The organism is Citreimonas salinaria (genome assembly GCF_900107235.1).
Taxonomy (GTDB): domain Bacteria; phylum Pseudomonadota; class Alphaproteobacteria; order Rhodobacterales; family Rhodobacteraceae; genus Citreimonas; species Citreimonas salinaria.
In genome coordinates, this window is record NZ_FNPF01000007.1 from 117,679 (window position 1) to 134,549 (window position 16,871).

Below are 16,871 nucleotides of genomic sequence, written 5' to 3' on the forward strand. Positions count from 1 at the left end.
TCAGCCACCGGTGCCCAGCGTGCTGGTGGCGTCCGCGATCGCGGCCGCCGATCCCAGCGATCCGGTCAGCGCGGCGATGGTGCGGTCCCACTGGGTGAACGGCGCCTCGGTGACGTAAAGCGTGTCCTGGTCGCGCACCGCGAAATCGCGCGCCATGAACATCCCGTTCGGGCGCGTCAGGTCCAGCACGTAGACCATGCGCTGCGCGCCCACCAGGTCGTCGCGGCCCAGCACCTGGTTGGCGATCTCGGCCGGTTCGTTGCGCAGGATGAAGACGCCCGTCGGATCCGCCGCCGTGGGCACCAGCCCGCCGACCTGCGCGATCGCCTCGATCGCCGACAGGGTCTGCGTCTCGAAGGGCACGCGCGCCTGCGTGCCGGTGGCGCCAAGCGCGGTGAAGGCGCGGCTGTCCTCCTCGACCAGGATGCGGTCGTCGCCGCGCAGCGCGATGTCGAAGCCCGGGTTCTCGTAGAGATCCTCGAACCAGACGCGGCTGCGGCGGTCGCCCCGCACCACGGTGATCTGCGCGATGCCGGGCTCGATCGTGATGCCGCCGGCGCGCGCCAGCATCGACGACAGCGTGCGCGTCGGCCGCTCGATCGCGTAGACGCCCTGGCCGCCCACCGCGCCCACCAGGCTCACGGTCGAGCCGTCGCCCGCCAGCCTGCGCACCTGCACCTGCGGGTCGGGGGTCTGGTCGTCCAGCCGGTCGGTGATGATCTCGCGGATGCGCTCGGGCGTGTTGCCGGCGGCGCGGATGCGGCCCGCGTAGGGCACGAAGACGAAGCCGTCGCCGTCGACCTGCACCTCTTCCAGCACGGTCGAGTTCGTCGCCTCGGCCGCCAGCAGGCCGTCATCGACGTTTTCCCAGATCGTCAGGCCCAGCGTGTCCCCGGCGCGGATCGTGTCCGATCCCAGAAGCCCCGCATTGCGGAAATCGTCGGTGAAGCCCAGCGCCGGCATCACCGCCGTCGCGCGCGTCACCCGGTCGTTCACCGCCACCACGAAGGCGTCGCCCTCGCGCTGGACCGAGCCGGCGTAGATTTCGTTCTTCGTCGGACCCACGCGAGGAAGACCGCAGGATGCCACGACGGCAAGTGCGGCCAGAAGCGCCACCGCGCGCGCCGGGCGGCTTGAGGATTGTATCACTGCTCGGTCTCCTCGACCTTGTCCTCCGGCCCGGGCTGATCGACGGTCCGGACGTGTCTTGCCTTGCCTCCGGGGCGGGCCGTTTGCCGGCTCTTGCCCGTGATCCGGCAAGCGTAGCGCGCAATCCGTTGAAAAACCAGCACGTCCTCCGGCGCCTCAGCCAACCGCGTGCAACTGTTGCCGAGGGGCCGCGGTGCCGCGCGACAGCGCGTCGTAGGGATCGTCGGGTGCCAGCATCATGTCGACCACCTGCCGCAGCAATTGCCGCCGCCCGCGGGCCGAGTAGAAGCCGCCCGCCACCTGCGAGGTTTCCAGCAGGTAGCGGCGGTAATCCTTGTACGCGCGCATGTCCGGCCGGCTGGGGGCCGCGAAGAACTCGGCCAGCGGCTGGGTCGAGACGAAGTCGGGCTTGGCATAGACCGCGTCGCCGAACACCTTCAGCGGCATCCCGCGCCACAGCACCTGCTGCCCGGCGGTCGAGTTCACCGTCACCGCGCTGCGCGCATCGCCCAGAAGCTGCGCCAGCTTGCCGCCGCGCACGTAGTGCACCCGCGCGGCCACGCCATGCGCGCGGCCCGCGCGCCGGATCGCGCCGGGGATGTCCACGCGGCCGTCCTCCAGCGGATGCGCCTTGAACACCACGTGATGGTGCCCGGGCGCGCCCGCCGCAAAGCCCGCGATCACCGTGTCGACGAAATCCGCCATCGTCGCGAAGCCCGAGTGTTGCCGGAAGCTGCTGTCATGCTCCAGCTGCAGCAGCGCCATGTGATAGGGAAAGCCGCCGAAGCGGATCCGCGCGGTGGCCGCCATCCGCTGCAGCCGGGTGACTGGCATCAGCAGCAGCCGCCGCAGGTACAGCCGGAACTCCTGCATGACGGTCGCGTCGCGATGCGACCGGAACCCCCGATAGCCGCCATTCGCCAGCATCACCAGGCCGTGGTACAGCGCGCCGTAGAAGATGTGCTGGCGCATGTCGCCCCAATGCCCCGGCGGCAGCGGCGCCTCGAGATCGCAGTTCTCCAGCGCGCGGCGCATCTCGTCCACGTCCGTGCGCATCAGCCGCGAATGGCCGTTCGACCCGCCGCGCTCGTAGGTGACCCAGTAGGGGCGAAGATAGCCTTCCTCGAAGACGTGCACGGCGATCCCGCGCGCGCGCGCCCGCACGATCGCCGTGGCGTGACAGGGGCGCACGTCGCCGTACAGCACCAGGTCGGTCACGCGCTTGTCGGTCAGGATGCCGTCCAGCGTGCCGGGCCAATCCTCCGGATCGCCGCGATAGGCGATGTAGCGGCGCCGATCACGCCAGAAGGCGCTGTCCCCGGCGTTGAAGCCCACGCGCCACACCTCGGCCCCCGCGCGCCGCAGCATCCGGCCCAGGCGATCGAAGAACGGACCGTGCGGGCCTTGCAGGAACAGGAAGACGCGGGGCGACGGGATGGTTGCGCAGGTCATTGGGCCGGTCTATGTGGTTGCGTCGCACGTATCTTTACATCAGCAGACCGGCGAAACTGTGGCCGGAGCGCGTCAGGACGGGGTCAGCCGCATGTTCACCGGGATCGTCACCGACAAGGGCACCATACGCGGGGTCGAACGCCGCGGCGACATCCGCGCGCGCATCGGCACCGCCTACGACACGTCCGGCATCCAGATCGGCGCCTCGATCGCCTGCGACGGGGTCTGCCTGACCGCCGTGGCCCTGGGCGAGGGCTGGTTCGACGTCGACGTCTCGGCCGAGACCGTGTCGAAGACCAACCTCGACACTTGGACCGAGGGCAAGCGCGTGAACCTGGAACGCGCGCTGCGCGTGGGGGATGAACTGGGCGGCCACATCGTCTCGGGACACGTGGACGGCGTGGCCGAGATCACCGCCATGCAGGATGAGGGCGACAGCACCCGCGTCACCCTGCGCGCGCCTGACGCGCTCGCGCGCTTCATCGCGCCCAAGGGCTCGGTCGCGCTGAACGGCACGTCGCTGACCGTGAACGAGGTCGACGGCGCCAGCTTCGGCATCAACTTCATCCCGCACACCAAGGCCGTCACCACCTGGGGCGAGGCCTGCGTCGGCGACCGCGTCAACCTCGAGATCGACACGCTAGCCCGCTACGTGGCGCGTCTGGCCGAAAGCGTCTAGACGACGGCTTCGGCCGAAAGACCAAGGTTTTCCCGGGCTTCTTTGGTCCCAAAGTATCCCGGGGGTGAATTGCTCCGGAGGAGCAAGAGGGGGCAGCGCGCCCCCCTCCCTTTCTAATTCCTTAATGCGTCCCCGTAACCCATTGAAATCGGGTGGGCGCGGTCGTGTCCCATCGTGGGACATCACTCGGCCGGCTGAAAGCCCACGATCAGCTGCCGCAGCCCGAAAGCCGCCCCGGCGAAGATCGCCGCCACCGTGACCGGCGCCGAGAAGGCCAGCAGCGAGAACGCGCTGAGCCCCTGGCCCACGGTGCAGCCCACCGCCACCACCGCGCCGCCGCCCATCAGCCCCGCGCCCAGGATCTGGCGGCGCAGCTCGCGCGGGTCCTCGCAGGCCTCCCAGCGGAAATGCCCCTTGATCAGCGAGCCGGCGAAGGCGCCCAGCCAGACGCCCGCGACCGAGCCCACCGCGAAGCTCAGCGGCCGGCCCGATCCGGTCATCCACCACAGGATGGATTCCCCCAAGGGTGCCGCGAAGCTGTGCGACATGACCGGCACGCCTTCGAACCCGGTGCGCGCCACCCAGGCCGTGCCTGCCCAGCCGATCAGCACCCCCAGCCCGACGACCGCGCCCCAGATGATCGCCGACGGCCTGCGCAGCAGCGGCCGGTGCGCCAGCGCAACCGCCAGGACCGCCGCGCCGATGGCGATGCCGATGCCCGTCACCGGAACGCCGCTCAATGCCGCCAGCCGGTGGGCGATCCCCGGCGGCACTCCGCCCGTCGCCAGCTCCTGCGGGAACAGCGCCACGCGAAGCGGCGCCAGCGGCCCGGACAGCACGATGAAGGTCGACACGCCCATCGCCAGCACGATGACGAAGCTGCGCAGGTCGCCGCCGCCCAGCCGCGCGATCGCGCCGAAGCCGCACATGCCCGACAGCGCCATCCCGTAGCCGAAGACCAGCCCGCCGGCGATCGACGCCCAGGGGTTCCACCGCAGCGCCAGGTGATAGGGCGCCTCGGGCAGCAGCCCCGCGCCCATCAGGGCGAAGGCGCCGATGATCGCCACCCCGATCGCCACGCCCCAGCTGCGCAGCCGCACGGTCGAGCCGCCGTAGAGCGCGTCCTCGATCGCGCCCAGCGAGCAGAAGCGCCCCATCCGCGCGGCCAGCCCTAGGCAGATGCCGCCAAGAAGCCCGATCAGCGCAACCAGCTGGTGTTCGGTCATCAGGAAATCCATGCCGATCCTCCTTCGACATGACGCGGATGCGCGATGATCGCTCCCCCGCGATCAGTCGCCCCACGCAGACTGCGCCTGCGCGCCGCGTCTCGCAAGCCCGCGCGTCTCTAGTCGTCGTCGCCGCAGAACAGGTCGTAGACGCATTCCAGCATCTTGCGCGGCTTGTCGTCGGCCAGCCGGTAATAGATCGTCTTGCCCTCGCGGCGCGGCAGCACCAGCCCCTCGAGCCGCAGGCGGGACAATTGCTGGCTGACCGCCGCCTGGCGCGCCGAAAGCAACTCTTCCAGCTCGGTCACCGATTTCTCGCCCGACACGAGATGGCACAGGATCATCAGCCGCCCTTCGTGGCTGATCGCCTTGAGGAAGGCCGATGCCGCGTTGGCCTTCTCGACCATGCGGTCGAGCTCGGCCTCGGACATGTCGTTGCTCAGAACCGGAAGCGTCATGGCATGATCCTTCACGGCGCGTCGGGCTGGAACGCGGTGTTGCGTTCCAGCATGTCGCGGTAGAGCGGCCAGAAGAAGTCCTGGCCCACGTAGCCCTCCATGCGCGCAAGCTCCTGCCCGTCGCGCACCAGGATGAAGGTCGGGGTGAACTGCACCCGGCGGTCGTACTCGACGCCCTCGGGCGGACCCATCCGCAGGTCGGCGCGCTCGAGCGGGGCGAACTGCCCTTCCTCGGTGTTCGGATAGGCCGGCGCGATCTCGTCGTCCCAGGCGGCGCAATAGGCGCAGCCGGGCTGTTCGACCATGATCAGGCGGACGCCCTCGTCGACGGGGGCGGCGGCTGCAGGGTCCGTGGACGCGGATGCGCCGCCCGCCACGAAGGCAAGCGCCGCCAGCGCCGTCACCAGCCGGCGTCGAAGGAAAAGAAAGTCGCGCAACGCGTCGTCCCCGCATTGACCAGTCGTTGACGCACAACCTAATTTGAATATGTGAATTGTTCAAGAAAAGGCGACCGCTTTGCTCGACATTTCCTTCGCAGGTGCTGCGATCGCCGGATTGCTGAGCTTTTTCACGCCCTGCATCCTGCCCATGGTGCCGTTCTACCTGTGCTACATGGCCGGGATATCGATGAACGAGCTGCGCGCCGACAGCGGGATCGCGCCGGGCGCGCAGCGCCGCATGGTGCTGTCGTCGATCTTCTTCGCCGCCGGCGTCACCACGATCTTCGTGCTGCTGGGCATCGGTGCGACGGCCGTGGGGCGCGCCTTCGCCGACTGGATGGACCAGCTGCAATGGGTGGCCGCGGCGATCCTGACGGTGTTCGGCCTGCACTTTCTTGGCGTCATCCGCATCGGGTTCCTGTACCGCGAGGCCCGCGTCGAAAGCCGGGCCGAGCCGACGACCATCCTCGGCGCCTACCTGATGGGATTGGCCTTCGGCTTCGGCTGGACGCCCTGCGTAGGCCCGGCACTGGCCTCGATCCTGATGATCGCCAGCGGCATGGGCGACATGTGGCGCGGCGGTCTGCTGCTGCTGGTCTACGGCGCGGCGATGACCGGGCCCTTCGTGCTGGCGGCGCTGTTCTCGGGGCCGTTCCTGCGCTGGACCGCGCGCCATCGCGACAAGATGAAGTACGCCGAACGCGCAATGGGCGTTATGCTGATCCTATTCGCGGTGCTGATCGTGACGGGCAGCGTCAACCTGATCGGCCAGTGGATGCTGGACACCTTTCCCGGGTGGGTGGCGCTGAGCTGATCGTCGAACCGGAGGAGAGAGACATGAAAGCCTTGAGAATGGCGGCTCTGGCCGCGGTGATGGCCTGGCCCGCGGCGGCACAGGAAATGGGCGACGACGGGCTGCACAAGCAGCCCTGGATGATGGACACGTTCAAGGACCTGCGCGAGGACCTGGCCGAGGCCAACGCCGAGGGCAAGCGCCTGGTGCTGTTCTTCGAACAGCGCGGCTGCGTCTACTGCACGCAGATACACGAAGAGGTCTTCGTCGACCCGACGGTGTCGGACTACATCGAGGAGAACTTCTTCGTCGTGCAACTGAACCTGCACGGCTCGACCGAAGTGACGGATCTCGACGGGGAATCGCTGCCCGAGCGGGACATGGCGCGCAAGTGGCGGGTGATGTTCACGCCCACGATCGTCTTCCTGCCCGAGGAGGTCCCCGAGGGGCAGTCGGCGATGGACGCGCAGGTCGCGGTGATGCCGGGCGCCTTCGGGCGCGGGACGACGCTGGACATGTTCACCTGGGTCAACGAAAAGCGCTACGAGCTTGACGACGGGGAAGATTTCCAGCGTTACCACGCGCGGATGATCCAGGAACGCGACAACGGCCGCACTGACTGAGCGGCGGACGGACGGGCATCGGCGGAAGGTTCGAATTATTCAAACTCGTGAATTTGATGTTGCGTCGCTCCCGGATACTGCCCTAGTCTGTAAGGAACGAAAAAACGCCAATGACCCGCTCTTGGGGTCGTCACGCGCAGGGGAGGAGACATGAGGCTTACAGCAATCACGATGGCGGTGGCGCTGTCGGCGGGGATGGCCGTCGCGGATACCGTGGCGCCGACGCAGGTGACGTATGGTGAATATGGCGCGATCGAAACGTCGCTGTCGGGCCAGGTCGGCGACGCCGAGCGTGGCCGCGAACTGATGATCGCGCGCGGCAAGGGCAACTGCATCGCCTGCCACGCGGTCGAGGCCCTGAGCGACGCGCCCTTCCACGGCGAGGTCGGCCCGCCGCTGGACGCCGTCGGCAGCTACCGCAGCCCGGCCGAACTGCGCGGCATCGTCGCCAACGCCAAGATGACCTTCCCCGAGACGGTCATGCCCGCATTCTACAAGACCACCGGTTTCATCCGTCCCGGCGACGGCTACACCGGCAAGGCCGCCGAGGGCGAGCTCGACCCGATCCTGACGGCTCAGGAAATCGAGGATGTCGTCGCCTTCCTGATGACGCTCCAGGGCAGCTGACGCCCGACACGAAAGGAGAAAACGCATGCAGTTCACACGTCGCGAAACACTGGCCCTCGGGGCCGGCGCCGCGCTGGTCACCGTCCTGCCCTTCCGCGCCAATGCCGCGATCGAGGATCATGTGGCCGAGTTCACCGGCGGTGCCGAGGTGGCCGAGGGCGGGGTCACGCTGACCGCGCCCGAGATCGCCGAGAACGGCAACACCGTTCCGATCGAGGTCGCCGCCGAAGGCGCGTCCGCGATCATGGTGCTGGCGGCCGGCAACCCGACCCCGCCCGTGGCCACGTTCAACTTCGGTCCGATGGCCGGCGCGCATCGCGCCTCGACCCGGATCCGGTTGGCCGGCACGCAGGACATCATCGCCATCGCAAAGCTTGCCGACGGCAGCTTCGCCAGGGCTTCTCAAGAGGTCAAAGTCACCATCGGCGGCTGAGGCAGAGGAGAGACATTAAATGGCATCCGGAGTACGCCCCCGCGTCAAGGTTCCCAGCACGGCATCCGCCGGCGAGACCGTGACGATCAAGACGCTGATCAGCCACCAGATGGAATCCGGTCAGCGCAAGGACAGCGAGGGCAACACGATCCCGCGCTCGATCATCAACCGTTTCCACGTCACGTTCAACGACGAGACCGTCATCGACGTGAAGATGGAGCCCGCGATCTCGACCAACCCGTATTTCGAGTTCGAGGCGAAGGTGCCCGAATCCGGCACGTTCCAGTTCACCTGGTACGACGACGACGGCTCGGTCTACGAAGACAGCGCCGAGATCACCGTCGGCTGACCGCCGCGACCCTGCGCCGCAACCACGCGGGGCAGGGGCTTCAGGGAGGAGAAAGCATGAAACTCAAGGCACTGACGGCCATGGCCGCGCTGCTTGTCGCGCCAGCCGCCTTCGCCGGCGGGGCCGACGACGATACGCTTGTGATCAACGGCGAGATCGAGATGACGACCAAGGCCGACGCGCCCGAGCACATGGAAGGCACCGGCATCGACCAAGTCATCTCGGGCTGGCACTTCCGCGCGGACGAGACGCAGCAAATTCAAATGGACGACTTCGAGAACCAGGGCATGATCTTCGTCGATCAGGCGATCAACACTTGGAACACCGCCGAGGGAAGCGCCGGACAATCCTGCGCCGATTGCCACAACGACCCCGAAAGCATGGCGGGCGTGACGGCGACCTACCCGAAGTGGAACGAGGACGCCGGCGAGGTCCGCACGGTGCAGATGCAGGTCAACGACTGCCGGGTGAACCGCATGGGCGCCGAGCCGTGGCCGTACGATGCCGCGCCTGCGATCAACATGGAGGCGCTGATCGCCTCGCAGTCGCGCGGCATGCCGGTGGACGTGGCCATCGACGGCCCCGCTGCCGAGACCTGGGAGCAGGGCAAGGACATCTACTACACCCGCTACGGCCAACTCGAACTGGCCTGCGCCTCCTGCCACGAGGAAAACTACGGCAACTACATCCGTGCCGACCACCTCAGCCAGGGCCAGATCAACGGCTTTCCGACCTACCGGTTGAAGAACGCCAAGCTCAACGGCGCACATTCGCGCTTCAAGGGCTGCGTGCGCGACACCCGCGCCGAGACGTTCGCCACCGGCTCGCCGGAATTCGTTGCGCTGGAGCTGTACGTCAAGTCGCGCGGCAACGGGCTGTCGGTCGAAGGTCCCTCGGTCCGCAACTGATCCATGCCCCGCGCCGGGTTCCGGCGCGGGGTTTTCCGCCCGTAATTCATTCACACATGCGCATGTGTGACCTCAATCCAAGGATGTTTCGATGATCTCCAGACGCGATTTCCTCCAGGCCTCGATGGCGGCTTCGGCGATCGTCGGCGCCTCGGGCTTCGGCAACTGGTCGCGGCTGGCCGCGCAGCAGGCGCTGAGCCAGGACCAGCTGCTGGAATTCGACACGTTCGGCAACGTCACGCTGATGCACCTTACGGACATCCACGCCCAGCTGGTGCCGATCTATTTCCGCGAGCCGTCGGTCAATTTCGGCGTCGGCCCGAACCGGGGTGAGGTGCCGCACCTGACCGGCGCTGAGTTCCGCCGCTTCTACGGCATCGAGGACGGCTCGCCGTCGCATTACGCGCTGACCTCGGGCGACTTCACCGCGCTGGCGCGGGCCTACGGCCGCATGGGCGGGCTGGACCGGATCGCGACGGTTGTGAACGCCATCCGCGCCGACCGGCCCGACGCGCTGCTGCTGGACGGCGGCGACACCTGGCACGGCAGCTACACCTGCTACCACACCGCCGGGCAGGACATGGTCAACGCCATGAACGGGCTGCGCCCCGACGCGATGACCTTCCACTGGGAGTTCACCCTGGGCCAGGAGCGCGTGCGCGAGATCGTCGAGGGCCTGCCCTTCGCGGCACTGGGCCAGAACATCTTCGACGCCACGTGGGACGAGCCAGCCGAACACTTCAAACCCTACCAGTTCTTCGAGCGCGGCGGCACCAAGATCGCCGTGATCGGCCAGGCCTTCCCCTACATGCCGATCGCCAATCCCGGCTGGATGTTCCCCGACTACAGCTTCGGCATCCGCGACGAGAACATGCAGGCCATGGTCGACGAGGTGCGCGCGCAGGGCGCCGAGCTGGTCGTCTGCCTCAGCCACAACGGCTTTGACGTGGACAAGAAGATGGCCGGCATCGTGACCGGCATCGACGTGATCCTGTCGGGCCACACCCACGACGCGCTGCCCGAGCCGGTGCTGGTGGGCGACACCATCATCGTGGCGTCCGGCAGCAACGGCAAGTTCGTCAGCCGCGTCGATCTCGATGTGTCCGACGGCCGCATGATGGGCTTCCGCCACAAGCTGATCCCGATCTTCTCGGACGTGATCGCGCCGGACCCGGAAATGACCGCATTGGTGCAGGCGCAGCGCGCACCGTTCGAGGCCGAGCTGAAGGAGGTGATCGGCCAGACCGACACGCTTCTCTATCGTCGCGGCAACTTCAACGGCTCGTGGGACGACCTGATCTGCGAGGCGCTGCTGTCCGAACGCGACGCCGAGATCGCGCTGTCGCCCGGCGTCCGCTGGGGGCCGTCGCTGATCCCCGGCCAGGACATCACGCGCGAGGATATCTGGAACGTCACCGAACTGACCTACCCCGAGGCATATCGCACCGAAATGACGGGCGAATACCTCAAGGTCGTGCTCGAGGACGTGGCCGACAACATCTTCAACCCCGACCCGTACTACCAGCAGGGCGGCGACATGGTCCGCACCGGCGGCCTCGGCTACCGGATCGATATCTCCAAGCCGCAGGGCGAGCGCATCAGCGACATGACCCTGCTGAAGACCGGAGAGCGGATCGACCCCGCGCGCGCCTACGTCGTCACCGGCTGGGCCAGCGTGAACGAGGGCACCGAGGGCCCGCCGATCTGGGACGTGGTGGAAAGCCACATCCGCAAGCAGGGCACCGTGACGGTGCCCGACAACACCAGTGTCGAGGTCGCGGACCGCTGACCCGCCGATCGAGGAGACCATCATGACCAAGGACAAGAATGGCGCTTCGCGGCGCCAGTTCCTGACCAGTGCCGCAGCACTGGGTGCCGGGGCGGTGGCCGCCGGCGCCGCCCGCGCCGCCGCACCCGATCCGCTGATCACCGAAGTGCAGCCCTGGGCGTCGGGCTTCGGCGACCCGGTCGACGCGCATCCCTACGGCACGCCGATCCGGTTCGAGGACGACGTGATCCGCCGCAACGTGGAATGGCTGACCGCCGACACGATCAGCAGCATCAACTTCACGCCGATTCACGCGCTCGACGGCACGATCACCCCGCAGGGCTGCGCGTTCGAGCGGCACCATTCCGGCGCGATCGAACTCGCGAAGCCCGACTTCCGGCTGATGATCAACGGCCTCGTCGACCGGCCGCTGGTCTTCACCTACGAGGATCTCGAACGCTTCCCGCGCGAGAACCACGTCTATTTCCTCGAATGCGCGGCCAACACCGGCATGGAATGGGCGGGCGCGCAGCTGAACGGCGCGCAGTTCACCCACGGCATGATCCACAACATGGAATATACCGGCGTGCCGCTGCGCACCCTGCTGCAGGAAGCCGGGCTCGATGCCGCCGGCGACCTTGCCGACAAGTGGATCTACGTCGAAGGCGCCGATGCCTCGTCCAACGGCCGCTCGATCCCGATGGACAAGGCGCTGGACGACGTTCTGGTCGCCTTCAAAGCCAACGGCGAGGCGCTGCGCAAGGAGCATGGCTATCCCGTGCGGCTGGTCGTGCCGGGCTGGGAAGGCAACATGTGGGTGAAGTGGCTGCGCCGGATCGAGGTCATGGACCGCCCCGTCGAGAGCCGCGAGGAGACGTCGAAATACACCGACGTCATGGCCGACGGCTCCGCGCGCAAATGGACCTGGGTGATGGACGCGAAATCCGTCGTCACCTCACCCAGCCCGCAATCGCCGATCACCCACGGTCCCGGTCCGCTGGTCATCACCGGCATGGCCTGGTCCGGTCACGGCCGCATCACCCGCGTCGACGTCTCCACGGACGGCGGCAAGACGTGGCAGCCCGCGCGCCTCGCGAAGGACGGCGAGAACAAGGCGCTTACGCGCTTCTACCTCGACACCGACTGGGACGGCAGCGAGATGCTGCTGCAGTCCCGCGCCATCGACGAGACCGGTTATGTCCAGCCCACCAAGGCGCAGCTGCGCGAAGTGCGGGGGCTGAACTCGGTCTATCACAACAACTGCATCCAGACCTGGCACGTCACGCCGGACGGGAAGGCCGAAAATGTCGAAGTCTCGTAATCTCTATGCCGCAACCGCTGTCGGGTTGGTGCTGACCTTCACGGCGGCCGCCAATTTCGCCGATCGCAACATCGCGCCGATGCCTGCCAATCCGCGTCTGCTGACCGCGCTGCCAATTCCCGACCCGGCCCCGCTGGGCGGCCTGGTCTCCGCCGCGCACGCGGACGAGGGCGGCGGCACCCGTTTCGGCCTCGGCCGCGAGGCTCTGCCGGAAGAAGTCGCCGCCTGGGACGTGGACGTGACCCCCGACGGCACCGGGCTGCCCGAAGGGTCGGGCGACGTGATGACCGGCGAAGAGGTCTTCGTCGAGAAATGCGCCGTCTGCCACGGCGATTTCGCCGAGGGCGTGGGCAACTGGCCCAAGCTGGCCGGCGGTGACGGCACGCTGGACAACGCCGACCCGGTCAAGACCGTGGGCTCGTACTGGCCGTACCTGTCGACGGTCTGGGACTACGTCCATCGCTCGATGCCCTTCGGCAACGCGCAAAGCCTCACCGCCGACGAGGTCTACGCGATCACCGCTTACATCCTCTACTCGAACTTCCTGGTCGAGGACGACTTCGTGCTGTCGCGCGAGAACTTCACCGAGATCGAGATGCCCAACCGCGACGGCTTCTTCGTCGATGACCGCCCCCAGACCGAGTACGCCCAGTGGCGGACCGAGCCCTGCATGGAGAACTGCAAGGACAGCGTCGAGATCACCATGCGCGCCACGGTCCTCGACGTGACGCCCGACGATCCCTCGGGCGACGCGCCGCTGACCGAGACCGAAGCCGCGGTCGCCACGCCGGTCGTCGAGACCGCGCCGGACGAGGCCGAGGCCAAGGCGCAGAGCGCAAGCGCCGAGGAGGGGCCGGCAGACGCGCCCGATCCCGAGCTCATCGCCGCCGGAGAGGCCGTGTTCCGCCAGTGCAGCGCGTGCCACCAGGTCGGCGAGGGCGCGAAGAACCGGATGGGGCCGCAGCTGAACGCAATCGTCGGACGCGAGATCGGTGGAGTCGAGGACTTCCGCTACTCTTCCGCGATGGCCGACATGGACGGCACCTGGGACCACGACACGCTGACGCAGTTCCTCACCGATCCGCGCGGCACGGTGCCCGGCACCAAGATGGCTTTCGCCGGCGTGCGCGACCAGGAGGACGTGAAGGCCCTGATCGCCTATCTCGAAAGCCTGGAGTGATCAAAATCCTCGCGCGGCCGCCGATTCCCGGCGGCCGCGCGACGCGTTCCGCCGCTCCGATAGGCGGAATGGTGCCTTTCGCGGCAGGAAACCGCCGGCGGTGGCCTTTGCCTAAAACTGCACGCAAGACCGGTCTATGCAGATCGACTGCGCGGGCGCATCCTGAATGCGGGACCCATAGCAGGAGGCCGGACCATGACCTTTCGAAAGCAGATCGTCGTTCTGGCCAGCGGCCTGGCGCTCGCCGCCGCGCTGGGGCTGATCCCGCGCCAGGCGGGCTCGCAGCCCGGAATCGACGCGGCGCCCGCCGGGCAGCCGGCCTTTGTCACGCCCTGTCCCTCCGATGCGCTCCAGGACGTCTGACGCGCGCCGTCCGGCGATCCCGGACCGCCCTGATGCGGGCGACCGGCTCGACACCCGCCGACGGCTCGGCTAATCAGCGCGCATGAACGATCTTCTTCCCCTGAACGCGCTGCGCGCCCTTTGCCTGCTTCTCGGGGCGGCGCTGCTGTCCGCCTGCGCGCCCGCGCCGGAGGATCTGCCAAGGCCCGAGCCCGCGCGGATCGCCGAGCTCGCAAGCGCCATCCGTGCGCTCGACCCCTCGGTCGACCCCGAGGAAGCCGCCCGCGCCGCGCGGATCTCCTACATGCACCCGCTGGAGCTGGCGATGCAGTACGGCATCTCCGACCCGCCGGTGATCCACAACATGAAGGTCAATGCCGGCCTGCGGCCGCGCGGCCTGTGCTGGCACTGGGCCGAGGACATGGAAAAGCGCCTGCGCGCCGAGGGATTCGAGACGCTGGACCTGCACCGCGCGATCTCGCAGCCGCCGATGCGGCTAGAACACTCGACCGTCATCATCTCGGCCCGCGGCGAGGGGATGAACGACGGCCTGGTGATCGACCCGTGGCGGAAGGGCGGCCGGCTCTACTGGGCGCCGGTGCTTGGGGACGACCCATACGAGTGGGAGCCGCGCGCCGTCGTGCTGGCCCGGCGCCGCCCCGAGGGGCCGATGCCGGGGGACGAACCGCACCCGACCTTCTGAGCGCCTCCGATGCCCGCGGGCGCGCATCCGCGCCACGACACCGCCATCCCGCGCCTCGTTTTTCCCCGCGCCCCTTGCGGGTGCTGGGGGGCGACACTAAGACTCCGGTAACCCGCGCGCGGTAGGCGTGGGCCCGGGAAGACGTTTCACGAAAAGCAGAAAGCAGGCAGTCGCACATGAAAGACCCCTTCGAGACCTACATGAATCTCGTCCCCATGGTGGTCGAGCAGACCAGCCGGGGCGAGCGCGCCTACGACATCTTCTCGCGGCTGCTGAAGGAACGCATCATCTTCGTGAACGGACCTGTGCATGACGGCATGTCCTCGCTGGTCGTGGCGCAGCTTCTGCACCTCGAGGCCGAGAACCCGTCGAAGGAAATCTCGATGTACATCAACTCGCCCGGCGGCTCGGTCGTCGCGGGGATGAGCATCTACGACACCATGCAGTACATCCGGCCCAAGGTCTCGACCCTGGTCTGCGGCCTGGCGGCCTCGATGGGCTCGGTCATCGCCGTGGGTGGGGCCAAGGGAATGCGCTTCGCGCTGCCGAACTCGGAATTCCTGGTCCACCAGCCGTCCGGCGGCATGCAGGGCACCGCGGCCGACATCATGATCTCGGCCCGCCACATCGAGCAGACGCGCGAGCGCATGTACAAGCTCTACACGCGGCACACCGGACAGGATCACGACACGGTGCGCGAGGCGATGGACCGCGACAAGTGGATGACGCCCGAAGAGGCGAAGGAATGGGGCCATGTCGACGAGATCGTCGAAAGCCGCGACCAGGCCGCGGACGCGGCCAAGGACACGTGACGGGGCGCCGCCGCGTCATGGGATGCGGCGGCGGAATTTCGCATTGCCCGTCAGTTTGGACTGACCTAAGCTGGCGGGACGCTGGCGGCCGAAGCTGAAACGGCCTGCCAAACGACGGTCCGCCGCGGATCGAAAGCGGTGGAGAAAGGTTCAGAATGGCGACGAATTCAGGCGGTGACAGCAAGAACACCCTCTATTGCAGCTTCTGCGGCAAAAGCCAGCACGAGGTGCGCAAGCTGATCGCCGGCCCCACGGTGTTCATCTGCGACGAGTGCGTCGAGCTGTGCATGGACATCATCCGCGAGGAGACCCGCGGCGCCGGCCTGAAATCCTCGGAAGGGGTGCCTACGCCGCAGGAGATCTGCCAGGTGCTCGACGATTACGTGATCGGCCAGGAAAAGGCCAAGCGCGTGCTGTCGGTGGCCGTGCACAATCACTACAAGCGGCTCAACCACGCGTCGAAAAGCTCGGACATCGAGCTGGCGAAGTCGAACATCCTGCTGATCGGCCCGACGGGTTGCGGCAAGACGCTGCTGGCGCAGACGCTGGCGCGCATCCTCGACGTGCCGTTCACCATGGCCGACGCGACCACGCTGACCGAAGCCGGCTACGTGGGCGAGGATGTCGAGAACATCATCCTCAAGCTGCTGCAGGCGTCGGAGTACAACGTCGAGCGCGCGCAGCGCGGCATCGTCTACATCGACGAGGTCGACAAGATCACGCGCAAGTCCGAAAATCCCTCGATCACCCGCGACGTGTCGGGCGAGGGCGTCCAGCAGGCGCTGCTGAAGCTGATGGAAGGCACCGTTGCCTCGGTGCCGCCGCAAGGAGGGCGCAAGCATCCGCAGCAGGAATTCCTGCAGGTGGACACGACGAACATCCTGTTCATCTGCGGCGGCGCCTTCGCGGGACTCGACCGGATCATCAAGCAGCGCGGCAAGGGCAGCGCGATGGGCTTCGGCGCGGACGTACGCGATGAAAGCGCCCAGGGCATCGGCGAGACGTTCAAGGCGCTCGAGCCCGAGGACCTGCTGAAGTTCGGCCTGATCCCGGAATTCGTCGGCCGTCTGCCGGTCGTCGCCACGCTCGAGGACCTGGACGAGGACGCGCTGGTCACCATCCTGACCCAGCCGAAGAACGCCCTGGTCAAGCAGTACCAGCGCCTGTTCGAGATGGAGGATGCCGACCTGTCCTTCACCGACGACGCGCTGTCGGCCATCGCCAAGAAGGCGATCGCCCGCAAGACCGGCGCGCGCGGCCTGCGCTCGATCCTCGAGGGGATCCTGCTCGACACGATGTTCGACCTGCCGGGCATGGACAACGTGACCGAGGTCGTGGTCAACGACGAGGTCGTCAACGCGGACGCCAAGCCGCTGATGATCTACGCCGACCAGAAGAAGGAAGGCGCCACCGCCGGCTGACCGCACGGAGGCTCTCCACCGAAACGAATGCGGGGCGGCCATCGGGCCGCCCCTGTCGTTTCTGGCGACGCGGTTCGCGCGGCTTCGCCGGCTCGCTTCCGGCGCTTCCCCGCATCCGCTGCCGTGCCTCCGGCCGCGATCCGCCGCCAAGGCATTCCCACACGCCCGACATCCCGGCGGCTCCGCA

The 16,871-nt window shown here is 67.7% G+C and carries 19 protein-coding genes; 14 read left to right on the forward strand and 5 right to left on the reverse strand.

What is annotated here, in order from left to right:
- A complete protein-coding gene (locus BLW27_RS10835) occupies nt 1-1,149 on the reverse strand; it encodes a polysaccharide biosynthesis/export family protein (RefSeq protein WP_089883148.1) in 1,149 nt (382 codons plus the stop codon).
- 156 nt (nt 1,150-1,305) lie between these two features.
- Nucleotides 1,306-2,601 carry a capsule biosynthesis protein gene (locus tag BLW27_RS10840; RefSeq protein WP_089883150.1) on the reverse strand — a complete coding sequence of 432 codons (1,296 nt, stop codon included), beginning with the start codon at nt 2,599-2,601 and terminating at the stop codon, nt 1,306-1,308.
- A 91-nt stretch (nt 2,602-2,692) separates the two neighbouring features.
- Between BLW27_RS10840 and BLW27_RS10845 the strand changes: the two genes are divergently transcribed.
- Complete coding sequence (locus BLW27_RS10845; protein WP_089883152.1) at nt 2,693-3,280, forward strand: riboflavin synthase; 588 nt, start codon at nt 2,693-2,695, stop codon at nt 3,278-3,280.
- Nucleotides 3,281-3,462: 182 nt separating this feature from the next.
- On the opposite strand, the gene BLW27_RS10850 is transcribed toward BLW27_RS10845, so the two are convergent.
- From BLW27_RS10850 to BLW27_RS10860, 3 genes are all read right to left on the reverse strand, one after another.
- Entirely contained in the window at nt 3,463-4,518 is a 1,056-nt protein-coding gene (locus BLW27_RS10850) for a YeeE/YedE family protein (RefSeq protein WP_089883154.1), read from the reverse strand.
- Between the two features lie 107 nt (nt 4,519-4,625).
- Nucleotides 4,626-4,964, reverse strand: a complete 339-nt coding sequence (locus tag BLW27_RS10855; protein WP_089883156.1) for an ArsR/SmtB family transcription factor — start codon at nt 4,962-4,964, stop codon at nt 4,626-4,628.
- 11 nt (nt 4,965-4,975) lie between these two features.
- Entirely contained in the window at nt 4,976-5,401 is a 426-nt protein-coding gene (locus tag BLW27_RS10860; RefSeq protein ID WP_245710843.1) for a thioredoxin domain-containing protein, read from the reverse strand.
- A 79-nt stretch (nt 5,402-5,480) separates the two neighbouring features.
- Here BLW27_RS10860 and BLW27_RS10865 point away from each other — a divergent pair, with 79 nt between their 5' ends.
- From BLW27_RS10865 to clpX, 13 genes are all read left to right on the forward strand, one after another.
- The gene (locus BLW27_RS10865; RefSeq protein ID WP_089883158.1) at nt 5,481-6,218 is read left to right on the forward strand and encodes a cytochrome c biogenesis CcdA family protein; all 738 of its coding nucleotides are present in this window, start codon (nt 5,481-5,483) and stop codon (nt 6,216-6,218) included.
- 23 nt (nt 6,219-6,241) lie between these two features.
- The gene (locus tag BLW27_RS10870; protein ID WP_089883160.1) at nt 6,242-6,820 is read left to right on the forward strand and encodes a thioredoxin family protein; all 579 of its coding nucleotides are present in this window, start codon (nt 6,242-6,244) and stop codon (nt 6,818-6,820) included.
- 150 nt (nt 6,821-6,970) lie between these two features.
- On the forward strand, nt 6,971-7,447 hold the full coding sequence (gene soxX / locus BLW27_RS10875) for a sulfur oxidation c-type cytochrome SoxX (protein WP_089883162.1): 477 nt from the start codon (nt 6,971-6,973) through the stop codon (nt 7,445-7,447).
- Between the two features lie 25 nt (nt 7,448-7,472).
- Nucleotides 7,473-7,880, forward strand: a complete 408-nt coding sequence (gene soxY, locus BLW27_RS10880; protein WP_089883163.1) for a thiosulfate oxidation carrier protein SoxY — start codon at nt 7,473-7,475, stop codon at nt 7,878-7,880.
- Nucleotides 7,881-7,899: 19 nt separating this feature from the next.
- On the forward strand, nt 7,900-8,229 hold the full coding sequence (gene soxZ, locus BLW27_RS10885; protein ID WP_089883165.1) for a thiosulfate oxidation carrier complex protein SoxZ: 330 nt from the start codon (nt 7,900-7,902) through the stop codon (nt 8,227-8,229).
- A gap of 56 nt (nt 8,230-8,285) precedes the next feature.
- Nucleotides 8,286-9,137: a sulfur oxidation c-type cytochrome SoxA gene (gene soxA / locus BLW27_RS10890; protein ID WP_089883166.1), complete on the forward strand. Its 852-nt coding sequence runs from the start codon at nt 8,286-8,288 to the stop codon at nt 9,135-9,137.
- A gap of 91 nt (nt 9,138-9,228) precedes the next feature.
- Nucleotides 9,229-10,926: a thiosulfohydrolase SoxB gene (gene soxB, locus BLW27_RS10895; RefSeq protein WP_089883168.1), complete on the forward strand. Its 1,698-nt coding sequence runs from the start codon at nt 9,229-9,231 to the stop codon at nt 10,924-10,926.
- Between the two features lie 22 nt (nt 10,927-10,948).
- Nucleotides 10,949-12,226: a sulfite dehydrogenase gene (gene soxC / locus BLW27_RS10900; protein WP_089883271.1), complete on the forward strand. Its 1,278-nt coding sequence runs from the start codon at nt 10,949-10,951 to the stop codon at nt 12,224-12,226.
- Complete coding sequence (locus tag BLW27_RS10905) at nt 12,210-13,406, forward strand: c-type cytochrome (protein WP_089883170.1); 1,197 nt, start codon at nt 12,210-12,212, stop codon at nt 13,404-13,406. The genes soxC and BLW27_RS10905 overlap by 17 nt, the downstream gene beginning before the upstream one ends.
- Nucleotides 13,407-13,601: 195 nt before the next feature.
- A complete protein-coding gene (locus BLW27_RS21180) occupies nt 13,602-13,769 on the forward strand; it encodes a hypothetical protein (RefSeq protein WP_177177875.1) in 168 nt (55 codons plus the stop codon).
- 82 nt (nt 13,770-13,851) lie between these two features.
- A complete protein-coding gene (locus BLW27_RS10910; protein WP_089883172.1) occupies nt 13,852-14,451 on the forward strand; it encodes a hypothetical protein in 600 nt (199 codons plus the stop codon).
- Between the two features lie 176 nt (nt 14,452-14,627).
- Nucleotides 14,628-15,263 carry an ATP-dependent Clp protease proteolytic subunit gene (locus BLW27_RS10915; RefSeq protein WP_089883174.1) on the forward strand — a complete coding sequence of 212 codons (636 nt, stop codon included), beginning with the start codon at nt 14,628-14,630 and terminating at the stop codon, nt 15,261-15,263.
- Between the two features lie 155 nt (nt 15,264-15,418).
- Nucleotides 15,419-16,684 carry an ATP-dependent Clp protease ATP-binding subunit ClpX gene (gene clpX / locus BLW27_RS10920; RefSeq protein ID WP_089883176.1) on the forward strand — a complete coding sequence of 422 codons (1,266 nt, stop codon included), beginning with the start codon at nt 15,419-15,421 and terminating at the stop codon, nt 16,682-16,684.
- Nucleotides 16,685-16,871 lie beyond the last annotated feature (187 nt).

Coding starts and splice junctions, on each gene's coding strand:
- soxA (WP_089883166.1), top strand. CDS start 8,286: ATGAAACTCAAGGCACTGACGGCCATGGCCGCGCTGCTTGTCGCGCCA.
- clpX (WP_089883176.1), top strand. CDS start 15,419: ATGGCGACGAATTCAGGCGGTGACAGCAAGAACACCCTCTATTGCAGC.
- BLW27_RS21180 (WP_177177875.1), top strand. CDS start 13,602: ATGACCTTTCGAAAGCAGATCGTCGTTCTGGCCAGCGGCCTGGCGCTC.
- BLW27_RS10905 (WP_089883170.1), top strand. CDS start 12,210: ATGTCGAAGTCTCGTAATCTCTATGCCGCAACCGCTGTCGGGTTGGTG.
- BLW27_RS10850 (WP_089883154.1), bottom strand. CDS start 4,518: ATGGATTTCCTGATGACCGAACACCAGCTGGTTGCGCTGATCGGGCTT.
- soxX (WP_089883162.1), top strand. CDS start 6,971: ATGAGGCTTACAGCAATCACGATGGCGGTGGCGCTGTCGGCGGGGATG.
- BLW27_RS10855 (WP_089883156.1), bottom strand. CDS start 4,964: ATGACGCTTCCGGTTCTGAGCAACGACATGTCCGAGGCCGAGCTCGAC.
- BLW27_RS10840 (WP_089883150.1), bottom strand. CDS start 2,601: ATGACCTGCGCAACCATCCCGTCGCCCCGCGTCTTCCTGTTCCTGCAA.
- BLW27_RS10915 (WP_089883174.1), top strand. CDS start 14,628: ATGAAAGACCCCTTCGAGACCTACATGAATCTCGTCCCCATGGTGGTC.
- soxZ (WP_089883165.1), top strand. CDS start 7,900: ATGGCATCCGGAGTACGCCCCCGCGTCAAGGTTCCCAGCACGGCATCC.
- BLW27_RS10870 (WP_089883160.1), top strand. CDS start 6,242: ATGAAAGCCTTGAGAATGGCGGCTCTGGCCGCGGTGATGGCCTGGCCC.
- soxB (WP_089883168.1), top strand. CDS start 9,229: ATGATCTCCAGACGCGATTTCCTCCAGGCCTCGATGGCGGCTTCGGCG.
- BLW27_RS10910 (WP_089883172.1), top strand. CDS start 13,852: ATGAACGATCTTCTTCCCCTGAACGCGCTGCGCGCCCTTTGCCTGCTT.
- soxY (WP_089883163.1), top strand. CDS start 7,473: ATGCAGTTCACACGTCGCGAAACACTGGCCCTCGGGGCCGGCGCCGCG.
- soxC (WP_089883271.1), top strand. CDS start 10,949: ATGACCAAGGACAAGAATGGCGCTTCGCGGCGCCAGTTCCTGACCAGT.
- BLW27_RS10845 (WP_089883152.1), top strand. CDS start 2,693: ATGTTCACCGGGATCGTCACCGACAAGGGCACCATACGCGGGGTCGAA.